Consider the following 21197-nt stretch of genomic DNA (forward strand, 5'->3'; position numbering starts at 1 on the left):
GAGATGACCCTCGACGAGCTGATCAACGACTGGAACGGCCCTCTGGCGGAAGGCGCCCGGGTCCCGCTGCTTCTCGACGAGACCTTGCGCGACGGGCTCCAGAGCCCCTCAGTACGCGACCCGGACATCGCAGCCAAGCGGGACCTCATCCACCGCCTGGCCCGCCTGGGTGTGGACGCCGTGGACCTCGGCATGCCCGGAGCCGGCCCGAAGGCGATGGCCGCCGTGCGGGCGCTCATGGTGGAGATCCGCGACCACCGCCTGCCCATCTCGCCCAATGTGGCTGTGCGCACGCTGGAAGGGGACCTGGCCCAGGTGGCCGAGATCCAGCAGCGCGCGGGCATCCCGTTGGAGGCCGGGGCCTTCCTGGGGTCGAGCCCCATCCGCATGGATGTGGAAGGCTGGGACCTGGCCTTCCTGGTGGATGCCACCCGCAAGGCCGTGGCCTTCTGCTGCCGGCATGAGGTGCCCGTGATGATGGTGACCGAGGACAGCACCCGGGCCCGCCCGGAGGTGCTGGAAGCCATCTATGGAGCGGCCCTGGACGAAGGGGCCCATGCCATCTGCCTGTCGGATACCTGCGGCCACGCCACGCCGGATGGCGTGCGGCGCCTGATCCGCTTCATCCGGGAGAAGGTCATCGACGGCCGCGCCGTCCGCATCGACTGGCACGGCCACAATGATCGGGGCCTGGGCGTGGCGAACGCCATCGCGGCCTTCGAGGCCGGGGCGGACCGCCTCCACGGCAGCATCCTGGGCATTGGCGAGCGCTGCGGCAATGTGGCCCTGGATCAGCTCATGATCAACCTGCATCTCATGGGCTTCCCCAAGGGCGACCTGTCGGGCCTGCCCGCCCTGGCCGAGCGCGTGGCCGAGCTCTGCGATGTGGAGATCCCCGCCAACTACCCGGTGCTGGGGCGGGATGCCTTCCGCACGGGCACCGGCGTCCATGCCGCGGCCATCGTGAAGGCCCTCCACCGCGGCGATGTGGAGCTGGCCGATGCGGTCTATTCCGGCGTTCCCGCGGCCCTGGTGGGACGCCGCCAGGAGATCGAGATCGGCCCCCTGGCCGGCCACAGCAATGTCGTCTACTGGCTCGAGATGAACGGCTACGACCCCAGCCCCGAGCGGGTGGACCGCATCCTCCAGGCCGCCAAGAACAGCCCCCGGATTCTCAAGGAGGCGGAGATCCGGTCAGTGCTTTAGGTCCGGGCGATGTTCTAGGAACGGAGGTCCCGCTTCCCGAGGATGAGCCGGGCCCGGGGCTGGGTCGTCAGGTAGGCCCACAGCCACTCGAAGAAGACGAACACCCGGCTTCGGAAGTCCACCAGCAGCATCAGGTGGATGAAGAGCCAGGCCAGCCAGGCCGGGTAGCCGGTGAAACTCAGGCGGCCGATGTGCGCCACGGCCTTGCCCCGGCCCAGGGTCGCCATGCTGCCCTTGTCCCGGTAGCGGAAGACCCGCCGCGGCCGACCCGCCAGGGTCGCCAGGAGGTTCGCCGCCGCCGCCGCGCCCTGCTGGATGGCGACCGGGGCCACGCCCGGCAGGGGGCCTTCGGGCCCATGCGCGAAGGCGGCCAGGTCGCCCACCACGAAGACCTCCGGGTGGCCGGCGAGGCTGAGGTCCGGCTCCACGACCACCCGCCCGAGACGATCCAGGGGCGCGCCGAGGCCTGCGCCCAGCGGCACGGCTGAGACGCCAGCCGCCCACAACACCGTCCGGGTCGGAATGCGCTCCCCGCCCAGCTCGACGGCCCGCGCATCGATGGCCGTGATGGGCTGTCCGAGCCGGACTTCGACGCCGATGCGCTCCAGTCCCTGCACCGCCTTCTCGGACAGCCCGGAGCCAAAATTCGCCAGGATGCAGGGGCCCGCCTCCACCAGGATCACCCGGGCGCGATCCGTGCGGATGCGCCGGAATTCCCGCGGCAGGGACAGCCTGGCCATCTCCTTCAGGGTTCCTGCGAGTTCCACGCCGGTCGGGCCCCCGCCCACGATGACGAAAGTCAGCCACTCCCGGCGGATCTCCGGATCCTCCTCCTGCTCGGCCCGCTCGAAGGTCAGCAGGAAGCGCCGCCGCATCTCCAGGGCATCGTCCAGGGTCTTGAGGCCCGGGGCCAGCTCGGCCCAGGCATCGCGGCCGAAGTAAGAGCTGCGAGAGCCCGCGGCCAGGATCAGGAAGTCGTAGGCCAGGGGCGCGCCTTCCCGCAGCTGGACCTGCCGGGCTTCCAGGTCCACGGACGCGACCTCCGCCAGCACCACCTCGGCGTTCCCCTGGGTGCGGAGGACATGGCGGATGGGTGCGGCGATATCGGCGGGAGAGAGCGTGGCCGAGGCCACCTGGTACAGCAGCGGCTGGAACAGATGGTGGTTCTGCCGGTCCACCAGAACGACCCGCACGGGCGCACCGGCCAGAGCCCGGGCCGCCCGCAGCCCCCCGAACCCGCCGCCGACGATGAGGACGGTGGGGAGGACCGTGGGAAGGGCTGCGGAATGGACGGGACCTGGCTCTGCCACCGTTCCTAGCCCCGCAGGTGGGTCACGAGGACATAGGATGACTCGATGCCGGTCAAGGCGTGGGGCTGGTCCTTGTCGAAGACCACCCGGTCCCCGGGAGCCATGGGGATCCAGGTCTCGCCTTTGAGCACTTCGATGCTCCCGGTCAGGAGCTGGGCGCTGGCCACATAGGGCGCCTTGTGCGGCGCGATCTTGACGCCCTTCGGCAAGGCCACGAGGATCACCTTGGTGCCGTGCTCCACATCGATGAGCGGCAGATTGGCCCGCTGGGACTCGGGCATCGGAAGGGCTTCCTGCAGGTTCGTGATGGTCATGACGATCTCCTGGATGGCGCGGTTCAGACCGCGTCCTTCGGTTCAGGGGTGAACACCAGCTTCAGGGTGCCGTAGGCGATGGGCAGGGCCCCGGCGAGGAGGAACACCATGTCGGCCACGATGCGCACCCACTCCAGCGCATGGAAGGTGCCCCCCATGAGGAAGGTGAGGCGCCGGGCGTGCCAGTAGCCGTTGGAGAGCACATCCCAGAGCTGGATCACGCCGCCGGGGAACAGATCCAGGACCATCATCAGCCCCAGGCCGATGTTGAGCCCCCAGAAGCCCGTGCGGATGAACTTCTCCGCCCCGTCCCAGGCCCGGTCGTTCTTGAGCTCCCGCAGGCAGAACACCAGGACGGCCAGGGCCAGCATGCCGAAGACGCCGAACATCGCCGCGTGCCCATGGTTGGCCGTCAGCGTCGTGCCCACCTCGAAGTAGGAGACAATGGGCAGGTTGATGAGGAACCCGAAGACGCCCGCCCCCACGAAGTTCCAGACGCCCACGGCGATGAGGAACTTGATGGCCCAGCGCTGTTTCGCCGCCAGGGGCCGACCGCAGTCATCGCAGTTCCGGTCCTGCAGGCGGATGAAATCCCAGGCGTCCAGCGTCAGCAGCGTGAGCGGCACCACCTCCAGGGCGGAGAAACTGGCCGCGAGACCCATGTTCAGGGTCCCCTGCCCCGTGAAGTACCAGTGGTGGCCGATGCCCATGATGCCGCCGGCCAGGTAGAGGATGGCGTCGAGGTAGACCAGCCGAGTGGCGGATTTCGCCGTGACGAGGCCCAGCTGGTAGAACATCACGGCCACCAGCACCGTGGCGAAAAGCTCGAAGAAGCCTTCCACCCAGAGGTGGATGATCCAGAAACGCCAGTTGTCGATGACGGCGAAGTTCGTGCGCGGCCCATAGAACAGGGCGGGGACATAGAACAGCGGGATGGCGATGGCGGCATAGAAGAAGAGCGAGGGGAGCTCGCCCTGCTCACCGCCCTTCATGGCCGGACGCAGGGCCCGGAACATGAGGAAGAGCCAGAAGATGAGCCCGACAGCCAGCAGCAGCTGCCAGAAGCGGCCCAGGTCGAGGTATTCGCTGCCCTGATGGCCCAGCCAGAACCACAGGCTGCCCAGATAGCCGTTGATGCCCGCGAACTCGCCGAACAAGCTGCCGAAGACCACGATGGCCAGGGCACCCAGCAGGACCAGCACGCCGGCCCTCTGCCCCTTGGGTTCCGAACCGCCCACCAGAGGCGCCAGGAAGAGGCCGCCGCCCACCCAGGCCGTGGCGATCCAGAAGATCGCCAGCTGCAGGTGCCAGGTCCGGGCCAGGTTGTAGGGGAGGATGCGCGCCAGGTCGAACCCGTAGAACCCATCCGGCTCCACGCGATAGTGGGCCAGCACGCCGCCCAGGGCCGCCTGGCCCAGGAAGAGCACCGCCACCACGGCGAAGAAGAGGGCCACGGCCTTCTGGCTGGGGGTGAGGGTCCAGGCGTGGAGCCGGCCCTCCTCCGCGTGCTTCCAGCCTGCCGCGCCGCCCCAGCCCAGGTAGTTGAACTTCCCGAAGATGAAGAGGATCAGGCCGAGGCCCCCCAGCAGGGTGATGAGGCTCAGGGCGCTCCACAAGTAGGTCGAGGCCGTGGGGCCATTGCCCACGAGGGGCTCGTAGGGCCAGTTGTTCGTGTAGGAGTAGTCCTTCCCCGGGCGGGGCGCCACGGTGGCCCAGGTGGCCCATGCGAAGTAGGCCGTGAGGTGGGTCAGCTCCCGTTCGTCCTGGATGAACTTCGCGGGCAGACCCACCGCGGCCTTGCTGCCGGAGAAGTAGGTCCGCCATTCCTCCACCTGGAGGCGGTAGGAGGCCGCCTCGACCTCGGTGAACTGGAGGGCGTCCGTTCCTGGGTCGTAGCGGTTCTGCTTGATCTGGCTCTTCAGCAGGGCCCCGATCTCGAGGGCCTGGCCCTCGCTCAGATCCTGGAAGGCTCTGCCGTACTGCGCCCGGGCCAGGGTGTCCCGCCCGATCTCAGCCAGGCGATGCAGATACTCGGCGGTGTAGTCGGGTCCCAGGTAGGCCCCGTGCCCCCAAAGGGTGCCGTGCTCCATGAGGCCGTACTTCAGGAAGACCTCCTGGCCATCCTTGATCTCCTCTCCCGTGAAGAGCACCTGCCCCGAGGTTCCGATCACCCGGGCCGGGATGGGCGGCGCACCGGTGTAGGTCTTGGCCGTGATCCAGATCAGCAGGCTGAAGCCGAAGATCATCACGAGGATGACCGCCTGGCGCCAGCGCGGAGAGAGGGGAGTCGTGTCCGTGACGGCACTGCTCATGGCGTATCCCTTTCTGCTTGAGAGTTTTAAAAAACAATCAAACAGTGCTCCCTTCAGCATCAATGCTCAAGGTGTGTTTTGAGTTCAAGTCTCTATTTCCATCAAGGGCGGCACGCCGGGGCATCTTGCTGAAGTTTCTCCAGCAAGATGGGACCGGCACTCCCCCGGGGGCCTACCCGAGCCCCGAAACCTCTCCTGCGCTGAGCCGCCGGATGCCGTCGGCCGTGGCCACCTTCAGCCGGCCATCGGGCTCCCAGCCCAGGCAGGTGCCCTGCCCCTCCTCCCAGCGCATCGCGGCGCCGGGGGCCGGCCATCGGAAAAGAGGTTGAAATTCTTGCTTCAAATTCTTCCAAAAAATGGTGATGCAAATCGCAAGCTCCGCACTCGATGGCGTTTCCAACCCGAGATCCCTCAGGCTCGCCGGGGGAATGGCGCGGCCAGGCAGGTCCGGGGCCGCCGTCAGGTTCACGCCGAGCCCCAGGATGAGGCGCCCTCCGGCCTGTTCGCCCAGGATGCCTCCCACCTTGACGAGGCGGCCATCCCGCCAGGCCACCAGGTCGTTGGGCCACTTCAAGCCCAGGGTGCGGCCCCCGGGGTCCAGCACCCGGGCCGCGGCGCTCATGGCGCGCTGGAGCACCACGCCCGGGGTCACGCCGGCCGGGGAAGGCAGGGCCGCCGACATCCAGAGCCCGGCCCCGGCGGCGCTTTCCCAGCGGTTGCCCTGGCGCCCCCGCCCCTGGCTCTGCTGGTCCGCCAGCACGACGCAAGAGCCCAGGTGGGGATTCCGCCGCAGGAAGGCCTGGGTGGAGTCCACCACGGCCAGCCGGATCAGCGGCAGCTCCATCCGGCTATTTCCGACCGCTGCCCTGGTTGCGGAACCAGAGGATGCGCAGGCCGTCCAGGGTGAGATCCGGCGCGATCTGGCGGATGTGCTTGGTGTGGGGTGCGATCACATGCCCCAGCCCGCCCGTCGCGGCGATCTTGGCCTCCGGGCATTCGTCGAGCAGGCGGTCCAGAATGCCGTCGACCATGCCCACATACCCGTAGAAGATGCCGGACTGCATGGCCTGGACAGTGTTGCGGCCCACCAGGCGCTCCGGCTCGGCGATCTCCACGCGTGGCAGGCGGCTGGCCCGCTGGAACAGGGCATCCGCGCTGATCTTCAGGCCCGGGCAGATCAGCCCACCCAGGTATTCCTTCTTCGCATTGATGACATCGAAGGTAGTGGCGGTGCCGAAATCCACCACGATGAGCGGGGCTCCGTACTTCTCGATGCCCGCCACGGCGTTCACCAGGCGGTCGGCCCCCAACTCGGCCGGGTTGTCGATGAGCACCTTCACGCCGGTCTTCACGCCGGGCTCGATGTAGAAGGCGTCCACGCCGAAGTAGTTCTTCGCCAGGCTCATGAGGATGGGATGGAGCGGCGGGACCACGCAGGAGATGGCCACATGCTTGATCTGGCCGGCCTCGATGCCCTGGTGGCGCATCAGGGCCAGCGCGGAGACGCCGTACTCGTCCGCCGTGCGCTCGCGGCTGGTGGCCAGTCGCCAGGAACAGACCAGGGGCGAATCCGGTCCTTTTGACAGATCGTAGATTCCCAGCACCACATTGGTGTTGCCCACATCGACGGCCAACAGAAGACTCATGCGCACTCCGAGCCATCCAGGATCGCCTGACGCGCGCCGGGCCGCCAGCCCCTTGTGATGTCCATCCCGGTCACCTCCGGTACTCTGGGGGTTCCGTCTCTGGAGCCTCCATGCCCCGCACGATGATCGAACCCTTCCGCATCAAGTCCGTCGAGCCCATCCGCATGACCACTCCGCAGGAGCGCCTGCAGATGCTGGAGGCCGCGAAGCTGAATGTGTTCAAGCTGAGGGCGGAGGATGTGCTGCTCGATTGGCTGACGGATTCCGGCACCGGCGCCATGAGCTCGGCCCAGTGGGGCGCCATCATGGTCGGCGACGAGAGCTACGCCGGCGCCCGGAGCTTCTTCCGGCTGGAGGCCGTGCTGCAGGGCATCACCGGCATGGCCCACTTCATTCCCACCCACCAGGGCCGGGCCGCCGAGAAGGTGCTGTTCAGCTCCGTCTGCAAGCAGGGAGACCTGGTGCCCAACAACTGCCACTTCGACACCACCCGCGCCAACCTGGAGTTCAACGGGGTCGAGGCCCTGGACCTCGTGATCGTCGAAGGGCTCCAGCCCAGCCTCATCCACCCCTTCAAGGGCAACATCGACCTGGCCCGCGTCGAGGAAGTGCTGAAGAAGGACGGTCACCGCGTGCCCTTCGGCATGCTCACCGTGACCAACAACACCGGCGGCGGCCAGCCCGTCTCCATGGCCAACATTCGCGCCTACGCCCAGCTCCTCAAGAAGTACGGCAAGCCGCTCATCATGGATGTCTGCCGCTTCGCGGAAAACGCCATGTTCATCAAGCTCCGCGAGCCGGGCTACGAGAACACGCCCATCAAGGCCATCTGCCAGGAGATGTTCAGCTACGCCGACGGCTGCACCATGAGCGCCAAGAAGGACGGCATGGTGAACATCGGAGGCTTCATCATGCTGCGCAGCGACGAATGGCTGGATCCCGTCCGCAACATGCTCATCCTCACCGAGGGGTTCCCCACCTACGGCGGCCTGGCCGGGCGCGACCTGGAGGCTCTGGCCGTGGGCCTCGAGGAGGGCATGGACGAGTCCTACCTGCGCTACCGCCTCCGCACGGCCGAATACCTGGGCGAAAAGCTGGAGGCCGCGGGGGTCGGTTTCGTGAAGCCCACCGGCGGCCACGCGGTCTACATCGACGCCAAGACCGTGCTGCCGGACATGCCCGTGGAGCACTACCCGGCCTGGGCCCTCTGCAACGCCCTCTATCTCGAAGGCGGCATCCGGGGCGTGGAGATCGGCTCCGTCATGTTCGGCAAGCGGCTCGAGGACGGCACCGAGACCTACCACAGCATGGAGCTGGTGAGGCTGGCCTTCCCCCGCCGCATGTACACCCAGAGCCACTTCGACTTCGCCGCCGAGGTGATCGCCGATGTGAAGGCCAAGGCCAGGGAGATCCGCGGCGTGAAGATCGTGAAGCAGAGCAAGTACCTGCGCCACTTCACCGCCGAGATGGCCTGGGTCTGACCTTCGGCGCATCCCCCCGCGGGCGTAAGATGGGCGGACCCCCGTCCGTCAGGAGCGCCCGTGCCCCAGCCTGATCTGGAAGCTCTCTTCGCCCGCCAGCAGGCGGCCCGGTGGCGGGTGGCGGCCACCTCGGCCCGGGAGCGCAGGGCCAAGCTCCAGGCGCTTCTGGATGCCCTCATGGCCCGCCGGGCCGAGGCCCAGGCGGCCCTGGCGGCGGACTTCCGGAAATCGCCGGAGGAGGTGGACCTCACGGAACTCTACCCCGTCATCTCGGAGATCAAGGAGGCCCTGCGCCACCTGCCCCGCTGGATGAAGCCCCGCCGGGTGCCCACCCCCATCGGCCTCTTCGGCAGCGCGGGCACCATCCGGCATGAGCCCAAGGGCCTGGCGCTCATCATCAGCCCCTGGAACTACCCCATCTACCTCGCGCTCGGACCTCTGGTCTCGGCCCTGGCCGCGGGCAACTGCGCCATCCTCAAGCCCTCGGAGTCCACCCCCCACGCCAACGCCTTCCTGGGGAAGCTGCTGGCCGGCCTCTTTCCCGAGGATGAAGTCGCGCTGGTGGAAGGCGAGGCCGACATCGCCCAGGCCCTGCTCGCCCTGCCCTTCGACCACATCTTCTTCACGGGCAGCCCGGCCGTGGGCAAGGCCGTGATGAAAGCCGCCGCCGAGCATCTGGCCTCCGTCACCCTGGAGCTGGGCGGCAAGTCCCCGGTGCTGGTGGACGCGGACGCCGACCTGCGCATGGCCGCCCGCAAGATCGCCTGGGGCAAGGGCCTCAACGGCGGCCAGACCTGCGTGGCGCCGGATTATGTGCTGGTTCATGCCAGCGTCCACGATGCGCTGGTGACCCATCTGAAGGAGGCCTTCTCCAGCTTCTACGGCGTCGATGCCGCCGCGCGCCAGGCCAGTCCTGATCTGGCCCGCGTCATCAACGACCGGCATTTTGCGCGGCTCCAGGGCCTGTTGAATGGCTCCGCGGCCCAGGTCGCCTTCGGCGGCGAGACCGAGGCGGCCTCGCGTTACATCGGCCCGACCCTGCTGACCGGCGTGGATCCGGCCTCGCCGGTCATGCAGGAGGAGATCTTCGGCCCCCTGCTGCCGATCCTGAAGGTGAAGGACATGGACGAGGCCGTGACCTTCGTGAACGCCCGGCCCAAGCCGCTGGCGCTCTATGTCTTCAGCGGCAGCCGCCGGACCTCGGAGGACCTCCTGGCCCGCACCACGGCCGGCGGCGGCTGCATCAACGACACGATCCTGCACTTCGCCCACACGGGCCTGCCCACCGGCGGCGTGAACGCCTCCGGCTTCGGCAAGGCCCACGGCCGCCACGGGTTCGAGGCCTTCTCCAACGCCCGGGGCATCCTGCGCCAGCGCACCCGCTTCTCGGCCATCCAGCTCATGTATCCGCCCTACACAGGCTTCGTCCGCAGGATGGTGGATCTCACCCTGAAATACTTCTAGGGGCTCACGCCGGAACGAAGCATGGGCTAAACCCGCGGCCCGGAGAACCCGTACCTTGCCGTGAGGTTCCCATGCGCCTTGCCAATGTCCTGTTCATCTCCGCCTTCATCTCCGTCAGCCTCGGCGCCCAGGCCCTGTCCCCCACGGAGGCCGGCCGCACCCTGGACGCGCCCGGTACGGTGCCCGCGCGGGTGGGCCGCCTGGTGACCCACTTGAACCGCGCCATGCCCTTTGTGGCCACGGACTACCGGAATCGCACCGTGGAGGAGATCCTGCAGCGCGGTGCCGGGAATTGCGCGGACCACGCGCGGGTGCTCCGAAGTTTGCTGGAATCCCGGGGCATCCAGGTGCGGTGGGTGCAGGAGATCAACCTTCAGGCGCCTTCAGAGCGGCGCCAGGCGAATGCCGCGGCCATGGTCCAGAAACGGGGGGCGCAGGCCAGCGTCTTCGGGCGGAGCCACAACGACCACCGCTGGCTGGAGGTATGGGATCCCCAGACAGAGTCCTGGTTTCCCGCCGATTCGAGCATCGGCGTTTCGGGAGTCGATGCCTGGATCCACCGGCGCCTGGGCTTTTCAGACCGACCGGCCGCCGTGGCCGAGATGATCGCCCCGGTGTTCGTGGAGGCCCTGACTGCGGACAAGGCGCAGGTGCCTCGCAGCTCGGCCTACCTGATCGAGGGCTTCAACCAGGCCTACGGCGGACGCCTGGCGGGTCTCCCGGCGTGGCCGGCCTGGGTCGCCTCCGTGAAGGCCCTGGAGCCCCTCGCATCGGGCGCCTTCAGGTCCGAAGTGGACCTCCATGGCCAGGGCCGCCTCTTCGAGGAGCTGGCCCTGGCCTACAGCCGACTCGCGGCCGAGGCTCAGGCCCTGAACCTGGTCCCCCGCCCCTGAGACCGTTCCCGCCCTAGTGCCGTCCCACGAACTCGTCCATGCTCCGGTTCACGCCGAAAAAGGCCAGCACCGCATCGAAGAGGAAGGGCGGCAGCACCCGCACCACGGGGACGGTCATCACGAAGCGGGGCATGATCAGCCGGGCGCGGTTCCCTTCGATGGCCCCCATGATGCGGCCGACGACATAGCCGGGCTGGAGGATCGGCAGCAGCCAGGCGAAGCGGGTCTTGACGCCCTCGAACATGCCCGTGTCGATGAAGAAGGGGCACACCACGGTGGTGCGCACCGGACTGCCCAGGCGCTTCAGTTCCATGCGCAGGGATTCGTCGAAGCCCACCGCGGCGAATTTCGAGGCCGAGTAATCCACCAGCCGCGCGGTGCCCGCCAGGCCGGCGGCGGAGGCCACGGTGACGATGTGGCCCTTCCCCGTCTTCGTCATACCGGGAAGGAAGGCGCGCACCGTCCAGAAGAGCGCCAGGGCATTCACCTGGAAGGTCCGTTCGATGGCCTCGTCGCTGCACTCCAGCAGGGGCTTGCCCGAGACGACGCCCGCGTTGTTGATGAGGATGTCCACGCCACCCCGGGTCTCCAGCACCTCTGCGCAGGTGGCCTGGATGGCCGCCCGGTCCGAAAGGTCCACCACGAAGTCCCTGGCATCCCCCTTCTCCCCTTGGATGGCCGCGCAGACCTCCGCCAGCCCCGTAGCATCCCGGTCCACCAGGCTCACGCGGGCCCCCCGCCGGGCGGCCTCCAGGGCCATGAGGCGGCCCAAGCCGCTGGCCGCACCGGTGATGAAGACATGGGCGCCGCGGAACTGCGTCATGGAAGGCCTCGGATGGGGTGGCCCCATCCTATCAGCGGCTCAGAGGAAGAAGGTCCCCTCCAGCACTTTCACGGCGCGGCCGCCGATGGCGACCCGGTCCCCGCGCAGCTCGCAGTGGAGTTCGCCGCCCCGGGGGGAGACCTGCAGCGCCCGCAGCTTCGTGCGCCCCAGGCGCGATGCCCAGAAGGGCACGAGGGTGCTGTGGGCGCTCCCGGTGACGGGGTCCTCCGGAACCCCCACCCGCGGACCGAAGAACCGCGAGACGAAATCGGCCTCTTCCCCCGGGGCCGTGACCACCACGGCGAAGTCGTCCATCCCGGCCAGGGCCGCGAGGTCAGGCTTCAGGCCCCGTACGGTGGCTTCGTCGTCCAGCACGGCCACCAGGTCCCGGGCCTTCCAGACTTCCCGCACGCGGGCCCCCAGGGCCTCGGACAGCCCCGGAACGGGGGCCATGGCCGCAGGCGGGCGGCTGGGAAAGTCCAGGACCAGCCGCTCGCCCTCGCGGTCCACTGCCAGCGACCCGCTCCGGGACTGGAAGGCAATCCGCGGCAGAAGGGGATCCCGCTCGAACAGCACGAAGGCCGAGGCCAAGGTGGCATGGCCGCAGAGGTCCACTTCACAGGCCGGTGTGAACCAGCGGATGCGCCAACCTGCGGGCTCGTGCACCAGGAAGGCGGTCTCCGCCAGGTTGTTCTCACCGGCGATGGCCTGCATCACCGGTTCCGGCAGCCACTGGTCCAGAAGCACCACGGCCGCCGGGTTGCCCGTAAAGGTGCGGTCGGCAAAGGCATCGATTTGATAAATGGGAAGGCGCATGCCCCCTGGATAGCACAAACGGCCCGGCCTACCGCTGGGCTTCCTCCAAGGCGGTCTGCGCTGCCTCCCAGTCGCTCATGGCATAGGCCAGATCCGCCTCCAGCGCCTTCTGGCCATCCAGGCGGGCGTTGAAGGCCTGCCAGTCGGAAGGGTCCATGGCGGCCATGTCCTTCTGCAGCTCGGCCAGCTTCGCCTCCAGGTCGGCCACCTTGGACTCGGCTTCGGCCACCTGCTTCTCGAAACGCTTGATGGCCCGCTGTTTGTCCTTGTCGATGGCGGCGGACTTGCTGGACGGGGCGGGACCAGCAGCGGGGCCCGGAGCCTTCCCGGTCGCAGGTTGCTTCGGTTGCGGCGCTGACGATCTCTTCGGGGATTCGGGCTCCGGACTTCCGGATCCCTCGTCCGCGCTCAAGTCCAGATCCACCCAGGCCTGGTGATCCTCGTAGCCGCCTTCGCGGAACTCGGCCTTGCCCTCGTGGATGCGCAGCAGGGAATCCGCCACCCGGCCCAGCAGGTAGCGATCGTGGGTCACCACGATGGCCGCGCCGGTGAAGCTCAGGATCGTGTCTTCCATGGCCTCCATGCTGGGGATGTCCATGTGGTTGGTGGGCTCGTCCAGCAGCAGCAGGTTCACGCCGTGACGGATGAGCGTGGCGATGCTCAGGCGGGCCCGCTCGCCGCCGGACAGCGCCGTGACGGGCTTGTCCACCTCGTCGCCGCGGAACTGGAACTTCGCCAGGAAGCCCAGCACATCCTGCTTCAGCGCCTGGGGATTCACGGCGTGGATCTGCTGGAACACCGTGTTGCGGGGGTCCAGGTTCCGATGATGCTGGTCGAAGTAGCCGAGCTTCACCTGGCTGCCCAGGCGGGCCTGACCCGTGATGAAGGGGATCTCTTCGCAGATGGCCTTGAGCAGGGTGGATTTGCCCGTGCCGTTGAGGCCCACGATGCCGACCTTCTGGCCCCGCTTGATCTGCAGCTGCTCCAGAGGCGCATAGAGGGCCTGCCCACCCCAGCCCACACTGGCGTTCTCCAGTACCAGCGCGACATCGCCGCCGCGCTGGGTCTCCGGAAAACTGAACTTCACCTTGCGGCGGTCACGCAGGGGTTTCTGGATGCGGTCGAGCTTGGCGAGGTGGGTGCGGCGGCCCCGGGCCTGCTTGGTGTTCTGTCCGGCGATGTTCCGGCGGATGTACTCTTCCTGGTTCTTGATGTAGGCCTGCTGCTGCTCGTAGTGCCGTTCCAGCAGCTCCAGCTCCTGTTCCTTCTTCTCCATGAACTCCGAGTAGTTGCCCTCGTAGACCCGCGAGCGGCCGAGATCCAGCTCGAGGATCTCGGTGGCGATCTTGTCCAGGAAGTAGCGGTCGTGGCTGATGATGGCCACCGTGGCGTCCGTGTCCTGGATGAAGTCCTCCAGCCAGCGCAGGCTGGGCAGATCCAGGTGGTTGGTGGGCTCGTCCAGCAGCAGCAGATCCTGGCCCTGGAGAATGGCCTTGGCCAGCATCACGCGGCTCTTCTGGCCGCCCGAGAGGGTCTCCACCGAGCGCTCGAAATCCGTGGCCGCGAATCCCAGGGACTGCAGGATGCTTTCCGCGCGGGCCCGGATGCTGAAGCCGTCGAGGTGCTCGAAGGTCTCCGTGACCTTCTGGTAGCGCGCCATCACCAGCTCGAGATCCGCGCCGGCCTCGCCCATGCGGTGTTCCAGCTCGCGCATCTCGTGCTGCAGGCGCTCCACATCGCCGAAGGCCGCCAGCGCCTCTTCCAGCACGCTCCCGTGCGTCTCGGGCACCAGGTCCTGGGCGTAGTGGCCCATGCGGATGCCGCGCTCCTTCGTGGGGCGCACGACGGTGCCGCTGTCCGCCTCGAGCTGGCCCAGCAGCAGTTTGAAGACCGTGCTCTTGCCCGCGCCGTTGCGGCCGATGACGCCCCAGCACTCGCCTTCCTGGATGGCCCAGGTGACATCCTTCAGCACCTCTTGCGGGCCGAAGCGAAGATCCACATGGTTGAGGGAAGCGAGCATGACGGGCGGCTTTCAGCTTTCAGCAAGAAGGCCACCTTGCGGTGGCCTTCTGTTTGGTGGAGCCAATCGGGATCGAACCGACGACCTCTTGCATGCCATGCAAGCGCTCTCCCAGCTGAGCTATGGCCCCATTCGGGAAAACCTAGTATCACACTCCTTTTGCGCTTCTGCAAGCACAGATCAGCGGGGGGACAACCGGAGCCGCTGGCCCGCCTGGATCCGGTCCCTCTTCATCCGGTTCCAGACCTTGAGATCCTTGGGATCCAGGCCGTACTTCCGGCCGATGGCGGCCAGAGTCTCGCCCTTCTGGACCACATGGACGCGTGGGGTGGTCGAGGCCGAACCCGAGGCCGCCCCCGAGGCCGGGGACGGGGCCGAAGCCCGCGCTGAGGCCGAGGCCGCCGGTGTCGCTGAGCCCGGCAGCCGCACGGGATCGCCGGGGCGAAGGGTCTTCACCGCCTGGGGGTTCAGCCGCATGAGCGCTCCCAGGGGAACGCCGCGGGCCCGGGAAATCTTGGCCAGGGTGTCGCCGGGCCGGGCGCGGTACAGGGTGCCAGAAGCGGCCTCCGGCTCGCCGCCGGGCGGATGGGAGGGGACTTCCACCGGGCGGACAGGGCTTTCACGGGGCGGTGCCGCCGCGGCAGGCGCCAGCCCGGGTGCGGCCGCCGGCTCAGGCGGCGCGGGCTTCTCCGCTGCGAGCGGAGGTTCGGCGCCCGGAGAGGTGGCCGTCTCCGAAGCCGTCGGAACGGGCGTCAGCGCGGGGAGCGGCTCCAGGGGCCGGTCTCCGAGCAGCTTCACGCGTTCGACCTTGGGGGCCAGGTCCCGATCATCCAGCGCGAGGGTGGGGGGAGGCGGCACCAGCAGGCGCTTGCCCGGCTTGAACTGCTTCGCCGTCAAGTCGTTGGCATCCAGCAGGTCATCCGGCGTCAGCCGGAAGCGCCGGGCCACCTTGGCCAGCGTGTCGCCCTTCCGGACGGTGTAGTGCTGGAAGTCCAGCCGCTTGCCGGCGGGCATGCGGGCGAGCTGGCGCAGGCACTCACCGGCCTTGCCCGGGGGCACGCGCAGCATATAGGCGCCCGGCGGTGTGGAACCCCGCAGCAGCTCCGGATTCAGGGCCTTCAAGGTGTTCGAATCCGTACCGGCGCAGCGGGCGAGCACCGTGAGGCTGGTCATGCTGGGCACGGCCACCGTCTCGTAGGCGTACGGAGGCAGCGGCAGGATGCGCAGGCCGTAGCGCTCGGGGTTGCGCCCGACCAGGATCGCGGCGCACAGTTCGGGCACATAGTTCTTGGTCTCGGTGCGCAGCCAACGGGAGCGGGCCAGATCCCAGAAATTCCGGGTCCCGATGTTCTGGATGGCGCGCTCCAGGGTCAGGGGACCGGCGTTGTAGCCGGAGGAAGCCAGATACCAGTCGCCGGAGATCTCGTACAGCCGCTTGAGGTAGCGGGCCGCCGCGCGGGTGGCCTTCACCGGGTCGCGCCGCTCCTCGATCCAGGCGTTGCCCGTGAGGCCGTAGATGCGGCCCGTGGAACGGATGAACTGCCACATGCCCACGGCCTTGGCGTGGCTCTTGGCCTCGTTGCGGAAGCCCGATTCGATCACAGCCAGGTAGGCCAGATCCTGCGGCACCCCTTCCTCCGCGAAGACCTGCCGGATCATCGGCATGTACATCGAGGCGCGACCCAGGGCGTTCTCCATGAAGCCGCGCTTGGTGGTGGTGAAGAGGCTCACCCAGGTGAGCACCTTGTCGTTCAGATCGATGGGGAAATCGTAGGTGGCGCCCTGCTCTGCGGCCCGGACCCGCTCCAGTTCCGCCCGCAGTTCCTCGCCGCTGATGGACACCACCTCGCCAGTGGTCTTGAGGCCGGGCTCGGCCTCGGGGGCCTCCTCCTCGGCGAGCTGGTCCTGGACCTCCTTCAGCCGCTGCAAAAGGCTCTGCACATCGGCGTTCCGCAGCAGTTCCGCAGGCCAGTCCGCCGTGAGGACATCCGCCTCGTCGGCACGATCGGCCGCCGCCGTTTCGTCTTCGGCCTCCAGGGCCTGCTCCGCCGCTTCCACGAGGCTCCGGAGGCGCGCGATGCGGGTCGAGTCGGATTCAGGCGCCCGGGGAGGAGCGACCGCCACATGCGCCTGGGGGGACGACGCCGGCAGCTGCACCGGCATCGTCCCCCAGAGGAGGGCGGTCAGAAGCGGCAGCGCCATGGGTCTAGTGGCTCTCGGCACTCACCAGGGCTTCATAGGCGGCCGCGTCCAGAAGATCGCCCGCCAGACCGCCCGTCAGCTTGATCTTGACCATCCAGCCCTTGCCGTAGGGATCTTCGTTCACGGCTTCCGGATGATCGGCCAGGGAGGCGTTCACATCGAGCACCTCGCCGGCGGAGGGCATGTTCAGCTCAGACACCGTCTTCACGGATTCCACCGTCCCGAATTCCTCGCCCTGGGCGAAGGTGGCGCCGGCCTCCGGCAGGTCCACGAAGACCACATCGCCGAGCGCATCCTGCGCGTACTGGGTGATGCCCACCAGCGCGGTGCCGTCGCCCGCGGGCTTCAGCCATTCGTGGTCCTTGGTGTACTTCAGGTCGGCAGGAAACATGGATCCTCCATGGGAGTGTGGGATGTGCGGGTGAGGCGGGGCTACTTCGTCCGCTTGTAGAACGGCGTGGGGATGATCTCGGCGGGCACGGCGCGGCCGCGGATCTCGATCTCGATGCGGTTGCCGGTCTTGGCCAGCTCCGTGGGGACATAGGCCAGGCCGAGGTTGATGCCACAGGTGGGCGAAGGCGCGGCGCTGGTGACGAAGCCGATCTGCTTCCCGCCCTGCACCACGGGCATGTGGTCCCGGGCGATATCGCGCTTCTCGAGGGTCTTGAAGCCCACGAGCTTCCGGGGCGCAGGCGCCGCCTTGGCGGCCAGCAGGGCGTCGCGGCCGATGAAATCGCCCTTGTCGAGCTTCACGATCCAGCCCAGCCCGGCTTCCAGCGCGTGGATGCTGTCGTCGATCTCGTGGCCGTAGAGGGCCATCTTGCACTCGAGTCGCAGGGTGTTGCGGCAGCCCAGGCCCGCAGGCAGCAGGCCCTGGGGCGTGCCGGCGGCCATCACGGCGTTCCAGAGGCGCTCGGTGTCGCCCGCGGCGCAGTAGAGCTCGAAGCCATCCTCGCCCGTATAGCCCGTCCGGCTGATGAGGCACTTGACCCCGGCGACTTCGCCATGGGTGAAGAAGTAGTAGCCGATGGGATCGAGCGGGGTCTTGGTGAGGGGCTGGAGGATCTGGACCGCGAGGGGGCCCTGGAGGGCGATCTGGCCCGTGGCGGGACTTTCGTTCACCACCGTACAGTCGAAGGCCGGGGCGTGCTTCTGCACCCAGGCGAAATCCTTGTCCGAGTTGCCGGCGTTCACCACCAGCAGGAACTCCTCCTCGGCCTCGCGGTAGACCAGGAGATCATCCACGAAGGTGCCGTTCTCGTAGAGGAAGGCGGTGTAGTGCACTTGGCCGATGGCCAGCTTCGACACGGCGTTGGGCGTCAGATGCTCCACCAGCGCCAGGGCGCCGGGGCCCTTCACGCGGATCTCGCCCATGTGGCTCACATCGAAGAGACCGGCCTTGGTCCGCACGGCCTCGTGCTCGGCGAGGATTCCGGCGGGGTACTGCACCGGCATGTCCCAGCCGCCGAAATCCACCATCTTGGCGTTCAGGGCCCGATGCGCGGCGTTCAGGGGGGTCTTCATGAGCTCAGACACAGTGGCGGACATGCGGGACTCCTGAGGAGGAAAACCCCAGTCTAGCCACGCCGAACCCAGGGCAGAAGGCCCGGCACTTCCCACCCAAGGCTCCAGAGACCATCCCCTTCCCGCCTTGTGACGAGACGCACAGCCAGCGGAAGGATCCGTACCCCGGTTTCCGCGGCCCGGTCCAGCTCCGTCGCATAGACCGGATCGATCTCCCGCGCCGCGTCGAAGCGATCCACATCCGTCCGGTGCACGAACAGGGCGATGGCGGCCCGGTGGCCTTCGCGCACCATGGCCTGGAGCTCCCGCAGGTGCTTGGTTCCGCGCTCCGTCACCGCGTCAGGGAACAGGGCCCAGTCGCCCTCCTTCAGCGTGGTGTTCTTCACTTCGATGAACACCTGGCGACCCTCGCCGTCCAGGGCCAGCACATCGATGCAGCTGTTCTCGGCCCCGTATTTCACCTCGGTGCGGACGCCGTGCAGACCGGACAGACCAGGCAGGACATCCTTCCGGGCGGCTGCGGCCACCACGCGGTTGGGCATGCCCGTCTCCACCCCCACCCAGCCTCCGGGGCGTTCCACCGTCAGCCAGGTGAACTTCAGCTTACGGTCTGGATTGACGGCCGGCTCGAGCAGCACCCGGTCGCCGGGCTCCCAGCAGGTCTTCATAGAACCCGTGTTGGTGGTGTGAGCGGTGACGACACGGCCATCGTCCAGCCGGACATCCGCCAGAAAGCGCTTGTACCGCTGGATCAGCGTGCCGGGCACCAGACCGGTCTTCTCGACCAGGATCATGGCCACTGGGCCAGGATGCGGTCCACGGCTCCGCCAAGGTCCGGCGCCACCAGGTCCGCCGCGGAACCGTCCACCTGGGCGCCGTAGCCCGTCCGGACGAGCGCCACGCGGCAACCGGCCCGGCGACCCGCCTCCAGGTCGATGTCCTTGTCGCCCACCATCCATGAGCGGGCCAGGTCGAGGCCCAGCTCCTCCGCGGCCCTCACCAGCATCCCCGGGTTGGGTTTGCGCTCCGGATGGTCCGCCACGGCGTAGGCCCCCTGCCCCTGCTCGTGATGGGGCGAGGCATAGACCGCGTCGATGCGGCCGTTCTCCAGGGCCAGCAGCGCGCCCATCCGGCTCATGACGGCGGCGAAATCGTCCCACCCGTACCTGCCGCGGCCGATGCCGCTCTGGTTGGTCACCACCACGACGGGGATCCCCCGGGCATTGAGCCGGGCCACGGCGGCCGCCGCACCGGGGATCATCACCAGCTGCTCGGGGTCGGACAGGTAATCGACCTCCTCGTTGAGGGTGCCGTCCCGGTCGAGAAAGATCGCGGGTTTTGCGCTCACGGGAGCCACTCCGCCACGCAGACATCGAACTGGCGCGGGCCCCGGGGGGCCCGGCCGCTCACCCAGAGCAGCTTCCGGCCATCGGGGCTGAAGTGGGGGAAGGAGTTGAACACGCCGGTCCAGGTGAGGCGCTCCAGACCCGTGCCGTCCAGATTGATGCGGAAGAGGTCGAACCCCCGCCCCCTGCCCTGGTTGTCATGGTGGTTGGTGGCGAAGACGAGGCCCTTGCCATCCGGCGTGAAGATGGGCGCGAAGGCCGCCCCCGGGAGTTTCGTGACCTGCCGCTTGGCGCTGCCGTCGGCATTCATCACCCAGATGTCCATCTCCATGGGTTCGACAAGGTGGCGCTTGAGCAGCTCCTGGTACTTCGCCGTGGCGGCCTCGCCCTTCGGGTAATTGGTGCGCCAGGCGATGAGCTTGGAATCCGGGCTGAACACGCCGCCGCCGTCGTAGCCCACACCATCGGTCAGGCGCACGAGGTGCTTCCCATCGAGGTCCACCCGCCAGAGATCCACATCACCGCCGCGCTCGCTCGTGAAGACGATCCACTTGCCGTTGGGCGCCGCGGTGGCCTCGGCGTCGTAGCCTGGAGCGGGCAGGAACGGCTTCGCATCACGAGCGTCGGCGCCGGCGATGTAGAGGTCATAGCCCTGGAACACGGGCCACTGGTACTTGCCGGGCGTGAAGGGCGGCCCCTCGGGGCACTCCGGGCCGGCCCCATGGGTGCTGGCATAGATGATCTTCCGATCCCCGGGCAGGAACCAGCCGCAGGTGACCCGGCCCTTGCCCGAGCTGACCCGCTTCTGGTCGGAACCGTCGGCGTTCATGGTGTAGAGCTGATCACAGGGATGGCCGTCGCGGGTGCTCTGGAAGATGATCTTCCGGCCGTCGTTCGACCAGTAGGCCTCGGCGTTGGAGCCGGTGTCCGTGAGCTTCTTCACGCCCCGGAGATGGGTCTCCCGGACATCGTGCAGGGCGTCGTGCAGGCTGTCCGGGGGTGGTGTCGGCGCCTGAGCACCAAGGCTCAGCGCCCACAGGACGGCCAGGAACCTCCTCCTCATGATCAACCCCCTTCCGGTTCAAACAGGAACTGGAGCAGGATGCCAGAGATGGCACACTGAAGGGACATTCCGAGGTTCCCCTTCATGATCGACAAGCGCGTCAGCAGTGCCCTGGAAGCGGTGCAGGACATCCCGGACGGAGCCCACCTCGCGGTGGGCGGATTCGGCCTCTGCGGGATCCCCGAGCACCTCATCGCCGCGCTGGTTCGGACCGGCGTGAAGGATCTCACCTGCTATTCCAACAATGCCGGGGTGGATGACTTCGGGCTCGGCCTTCTCCTGAAGAACCGCCAGATCCGGAAGATGGTCAGCAGCTATGTGGGCGAAAACGCCGAGTTCGAGCGGCAGTTCCTCCACGGCGAGCTGGAGGTCGAGCTGGTGCCCCAGGGCACGCTGGCCGAGCGCATGCGGGCGGGCGGCGCGGGCATCCCGGCCTTCTTCACCCCCACCGGCGCCGGCACGAAGGTGGCCGAGGGCAAGGAGACTCGCCAGTTCCACGGCCGGGAGTGCGTCCTGGAATCCGGCATCTTCGCCGACTTCGCCCTGGTGAAGGCCTGGAAGGCCGACCGCCTCGGGAACCTGGTCTTCCGCAAGACCGCCCGGAACTTCAACCCCATGGCGGCCACCTGCGGGAAGGTCTGCATCGCCGAGGTGGAGGAGATCGTCGAGGTCGGCGCGCTGGATCCCGATGCGATCCACACGCCGGGCATCTTCGTCCACCGGCTGGTGCTGGGCACGGCCTTCGAGAAGCGCATCGAGAAGGTCGTCACCCGGTAG

General features: G+C 68.1%; 19 protein-coding genes and 1 tRNA gene. 5 read left to right on the forward strand and 15 right to left on the reverse strand.

Translation table 11 applies throughout. The features are described 5' to 3' along the window. Positions 1–3: 3 nt before the first annotated feature. Complete coding sequence (locus tag QUD34_RS07815) at positions 4–1206, forward strand: LeuA family protein (protein ID WP_286353129.1); 1203 nt, start codon at positions 4–6, stop codon at positions 1204–1206. Positions 1207–1220: 14 nt separating this feature from the next. On the opposite strand, the gene QUD34_RS07820 is transcribed toward QUD34_RS07815, so the two are convergent. From QUD34_RS07820 to QUD34_RS07840, 5 genes are all read right to left on the reverse strand, one after another. Beyond that, positions 1221–2516, reverse strand: coding sequence for an NAD(P)/FAD-dependent oxidoreductase (locus QUD34_RS07820; protein WP_286353130.1), 1296 nt, complete (start codon positions 2514–2516; stop codon positions 1221–1223). A gap of 5 nt (positions 2517–2521) precedes the next feature. After that, positions 2522–2830 carry a cupin domain-containing protein gene (locus tag QUD34_RS07825; RefSeq protein WP_286353131.1) on the reverse strand — a complete coding sequence of 103 codons (309 nt, stop codon included), beginning with the start codon at positions 2828–2830 and terminating at the stop codon, positions 2522–2524. Between the two features lie 23 nt (positions 2831–2853). Further along, on the reverse strand, positions 2854–5142 hold the full coding sequence (locus tag QUD34_RS07830) for a nitric-oxide reductase large subunit (RefSeq protein WP_286353132.1): 2289 nt from the start codon (positions 5140–5142) through the stop codon (positions 2854–2856). Positions 5143–5314: 172 nt separating this feature from the next. Next, the gene (locus tag QUD34_RS07835) at positions 5315–5986 is read right to left on the reverse strand and encodes a biotin--[acetyl-CoA-carboxylase] ligase (RefSeq protein ID WP_286353133.1); all 672 of its coding nucleotides are present in this window, start codon (positions 5984–5986) and stop codon (positions 5315–5317) included. Between the two features lie 4 nt (positions 5987–5990). Next, positions 5991–6788 carry a type III pantothenate kinase gene (locus QUD34_RS07840; protein ID WP_286353134.1) on the reverse strand — a complete coding sequence of 266 codons (798 nt, stop codon included), beginning with the start codon at positions 6786–6788 and terminating at the stop codon, positions 5991–5993. 110 nt (positions 6789–6898) lie between these two features. Between QUD34_RS07840 and QUD34_RS07845 the strand changes: the two genes are divergently transcribed. The 3 genes from QUD34_RS07845 to QUD34_RS07855 all read left to right on the forward strand — a co-directional run bounded on the left by QUD34_RS07845 (position 6899) and on the right by QUD34_RS07855 (position 10626). Further along, positions 6899–8269 carry a tryptophanase gene (locus QUD34_RS07845; protein ID WP_286353135.1) on the forward strand — a complete coding sequence of 457 codons (1371 nt, stop codon included), beginning with the start codon at positions 6899–6901 and terminating at the stop codon, positions 8267–8269. 60 nt (positions 8270–8329) lie between these two features. Continuing rightward, positions 8330–9733, forward strand: coding sequence for an aldehyde dehydrogenase family protein (locus QUD34_RS07850; protein WP_286353136.1), 1404 nt, complete (start codon positions 8330–8332; stop codon positions 9731–9733). A gap of 71 nt (positions 9734–9804) precedes the next feature. Beyond that, the gene (locus tag QUD34_RS07855; RefSeq protein WP_286353137.1) at positions 9805–10626 is read left to right on the forward strand and encodes a transglutaminase-like domain-containing protein; all 822 of its coding nucleotides are present in this window, start codon (positions 9805–9807) and stop codon (positions 10624–10626) included. A gap of 13 nt (positions 10627–10639) precedes the next feature. Here the strand turns inward: QUD34_RS07855 and QUD34_RS07860 are convergent, their stop codons facing one another. The 10 genes from QUD34_RS07860 to QUD34_RS07905 all read right to left on the reverse strand — a co-directional run bounded on the left by QUD34_RS07860 (position 10640) and on the right by QUD34_RS07905 (position 20420). Further along, positions 10640–11449 (reverse strand): SDR family oxidoreductase, encoded by an 810-nt coding sequence (locus tag QUD34_RS07860; RefSeq protein ID WP_286353138.1) that lies wholly within the window; start codon positions 11447–11449, stop codon positions 10640–10642. Between the two features lie 39 nt (positions 11450–11488). Next, complete coding sequence (locus QUD34_RS07865; RefSeq protein ID WP_286353139.1) at positions 11489–12265, reverse strand: PhzF family protein; 777 nt, start codon at positions 12263–12265, stop codon at positions 11489–11491. Positions 12266–12293: 28 nt separating this feature from the next. Next, positions 12294–14285 carry an ABC-F family ATP-binding cassette domain-containing protein gene (locus tag QUD34_RS07870; RefSeq protein WP_286353140.1) on the reverse strand — a complete coding sequence of 664 codons (1992 nt, stop codon included), beginning with the start codon at positions 14283–14285 and terminating at the stop codon, positions 12294–12296. Positions 14286–14339: 54 nt separating this feature from the next. Further along, positions 14340–14415, reverse strand: a tRNA-Ala gene (locus tag QUD34_RS07875). Positions 14416–14465: 50 nt separating this feature from the next. Then, a complete protein-coding gene (locus tag QUD34_RS07880) occupies positions 14466–16487 on the reverse strand; it encodes a LysM peptidoglycan-binding domain-containing protein (RefSeq protein WP_286353141.1) in 2022 nt (673 codons plus the stop codon). Between the two features lie 4 nt (positions 16488–16491). After that, a complete protein-coding gene (gene gcvH / locus QUD34_RS07885; RefSeq protein ID WP_286353142.1) occupies positions 16492–16878 on the reverse strand; it encodes a glycine cleavage system protein GcvH in 387 nt (128 codons plus the stop codon). Positions 16879–16919: 41 nt separating this feature from the next. Continuing rightward, positions 16920–18023, reverse strand: coding sequence for a glycine cleavage system aminomethyltransferase GcvT (gene gcvT / locus QUD34_RS07890; protein WP_375380018.1), 1104 nt, complete (start codon positions 18021–18023; stop codon positions 16920–16922). Between the two features lie 41 nt (positions 18024–18064). Beyond that, the gene (sfsA, locus tag QUD34_RS07895) at positions 18065–18805 is read right to left on the reverse strand and encodes a DNA/RNA nuclease SfsA (protein ID WP_286353144.1); all 741 of its coding nucleotides are present in this window, start codon (positions 18803–18805) and stop codon (positions 18065–18067) included. Next, positions 18802–19359: a D-glycero-alpha-D-manno-heptose-1,7-bisphosphate 7-phosphatase gene (locus QUD34_RS07900; protein ID WP_286353145.1), complete on the reverse strand. Its 558-nt coding sequence runs from the start codon at positions 19357–19359 to the stop codon at positions 18802–18804. Before QUD34_RS07900 ends, sfsA begins: the two co-directional genes overlap by 4 nt. Beyond that, positions 19356–20420: a TolB family protein gene (locus QUD34_RS07905; protein WP_286353146.1), complete on the reverse strand. Its 1065-nt coding sequence runs from the start codon at positions 20418–20420 to the stop codon at positions 19356–19358. The genes QUD34_RS07900 and QUD34_RS07905 overlap by 4 nt, the downstream gene beginning before the upstream one ends. A gap of 84 nt (positions 20421–20504) precedes the next feature. On the opposite strand from QUD34_RS07905, the gene QUD34_RS07910 reads away from it, so the two are divergent. Next, entirely contained in the window at positions 20505–21197 is a 693-nt protein-coding gene (locus tag QUD34_RS07910; protein ID WP_286353147.1) for a CoA transferase subunit A, read from the forward strand.

Source organism: Geothrix oryzae, from assembly GCF_030295385.1.
Lineage (GTDB): Bacteria > Acidobacteriota > Holophagae > Holophagales > Holophagaceae > Geothrix > Geothrix oryzae.

What these genes read in the sequence shown, in the direction of transcription:
- QUD34_RS07815 (WP_286353129.1), top strand. Translation starts at nt 4, where the DNA reads ATGACCCTCGACGAGCTGATCAACGACTGGAACGGCCCTCTGGCGGAA.
- QUD34_RS07825 (WP_286353131.1), bottom strand. Translation starts at nt 2,830, where the DNA reads ATGACCATCACGAACCTGCAGGAAGCCCTTCCGATGCCCGAGTCCCAG.
- QUD34_RS07830 (WP_286353132.1), bottom strand. Translation starts at nt 5,142, where the DNA reads ATGAGCAGTGCCGTCACGGACACGACTCCCCTCTCTCCGCGCTGGCGC.
- QUD34_RS07835 (WP_286353133.1), bottom strand. Translation starts at nt 5,986, where the DNA reads ATGGAGCTGCCGCTGATCCGGCTGGCCGTGGTGGACTCCACCCAGGCC.
- QUD34_RS07840 (WP_286353134.1), bottom strand. Translation starts at nt 6,788, where the DNA reads ATGAGTCTTCTGTTGGCCGTCGATGTGGGCAACACCAATGTGGTGCTG.
- QUD34_RS07845 (WP_286353135.1), top strand. Translation starts at nt 6,899, where the DNA reads ATGCCCCGCACGATGATCGAACCCTTCCGCATCAAGTCCGTCGAGCCC.
- QUD34_RS07855 (WP_286353137.1), top strand. Translation starts at nt 9,805, where the DNA reads ATGCGCCTTGCCAATGTCCTGTTCATCTCCGCCTTCATCTCCGTCAGC.
- QUD34_RS07860 (WP_286353138.1), bottom strand. Translation starts at nt 11,449, where the DNA reads ATGACGCAGTTCCGCGGCGCCCATGTCTTCATCACCGGTGCGGCCAGC.
- QUD34_RS07865 (WP_286353139.1), bottom strand. Translation starts at nt 12,265, where the DNA reads ATGCGCCTTCCCATTTATCAAATCGATGCCTTTGCCGACCGCACCTTT.
- QUD34_RS07870 (WP_286353140.1), bottom strand. Translation starts at nt 14,285, where the DNA reads ATGCTCGCTTCCCTCAACCATGTGGATCTTCGCTTCGGCCCGCAAGAG.
- QUD34_RS07880 (WP_286353141.1), bottom strand. Translation starts at nt 16,487, where the DNA reads ATGGCGCTGCCGCTTCTGACCGCCCTCCTCTGGGGGACGATGCCGGTG.
- gcvH (WP_286353142.1), bottom strand. Translation starts at nt 16,878, where the DNA reads ATGTTTCCTGCCGACCTGAAGTACACCAAGGACCACGAATGGCTGAAG.
- sfsA (WP_286353144.1), bottom strand. Translation starts at nt 18,805, where the DNA reads ATGATCCTGGTCGAGAAGACCGGTCTGGTGCCCGGCACGCTGATCCAG.
- QUD34_RS07905 (WP_286353146.1), bottom strand. Translation starts at nt 20,420, where the DNA reads ATGAGGAGGAGGTTCCTGGCCGTCCTGTGGGCGCTGAGCCTTGGTGCT.
- QUD34_RS07910 (WP_286353147.1), top strand. Translation starts at nt 20,505, where the DNA reads ATGATCGACAAGCGCGTCAGCAGTGCCCTGGAAGCGGTGCAGGACATC.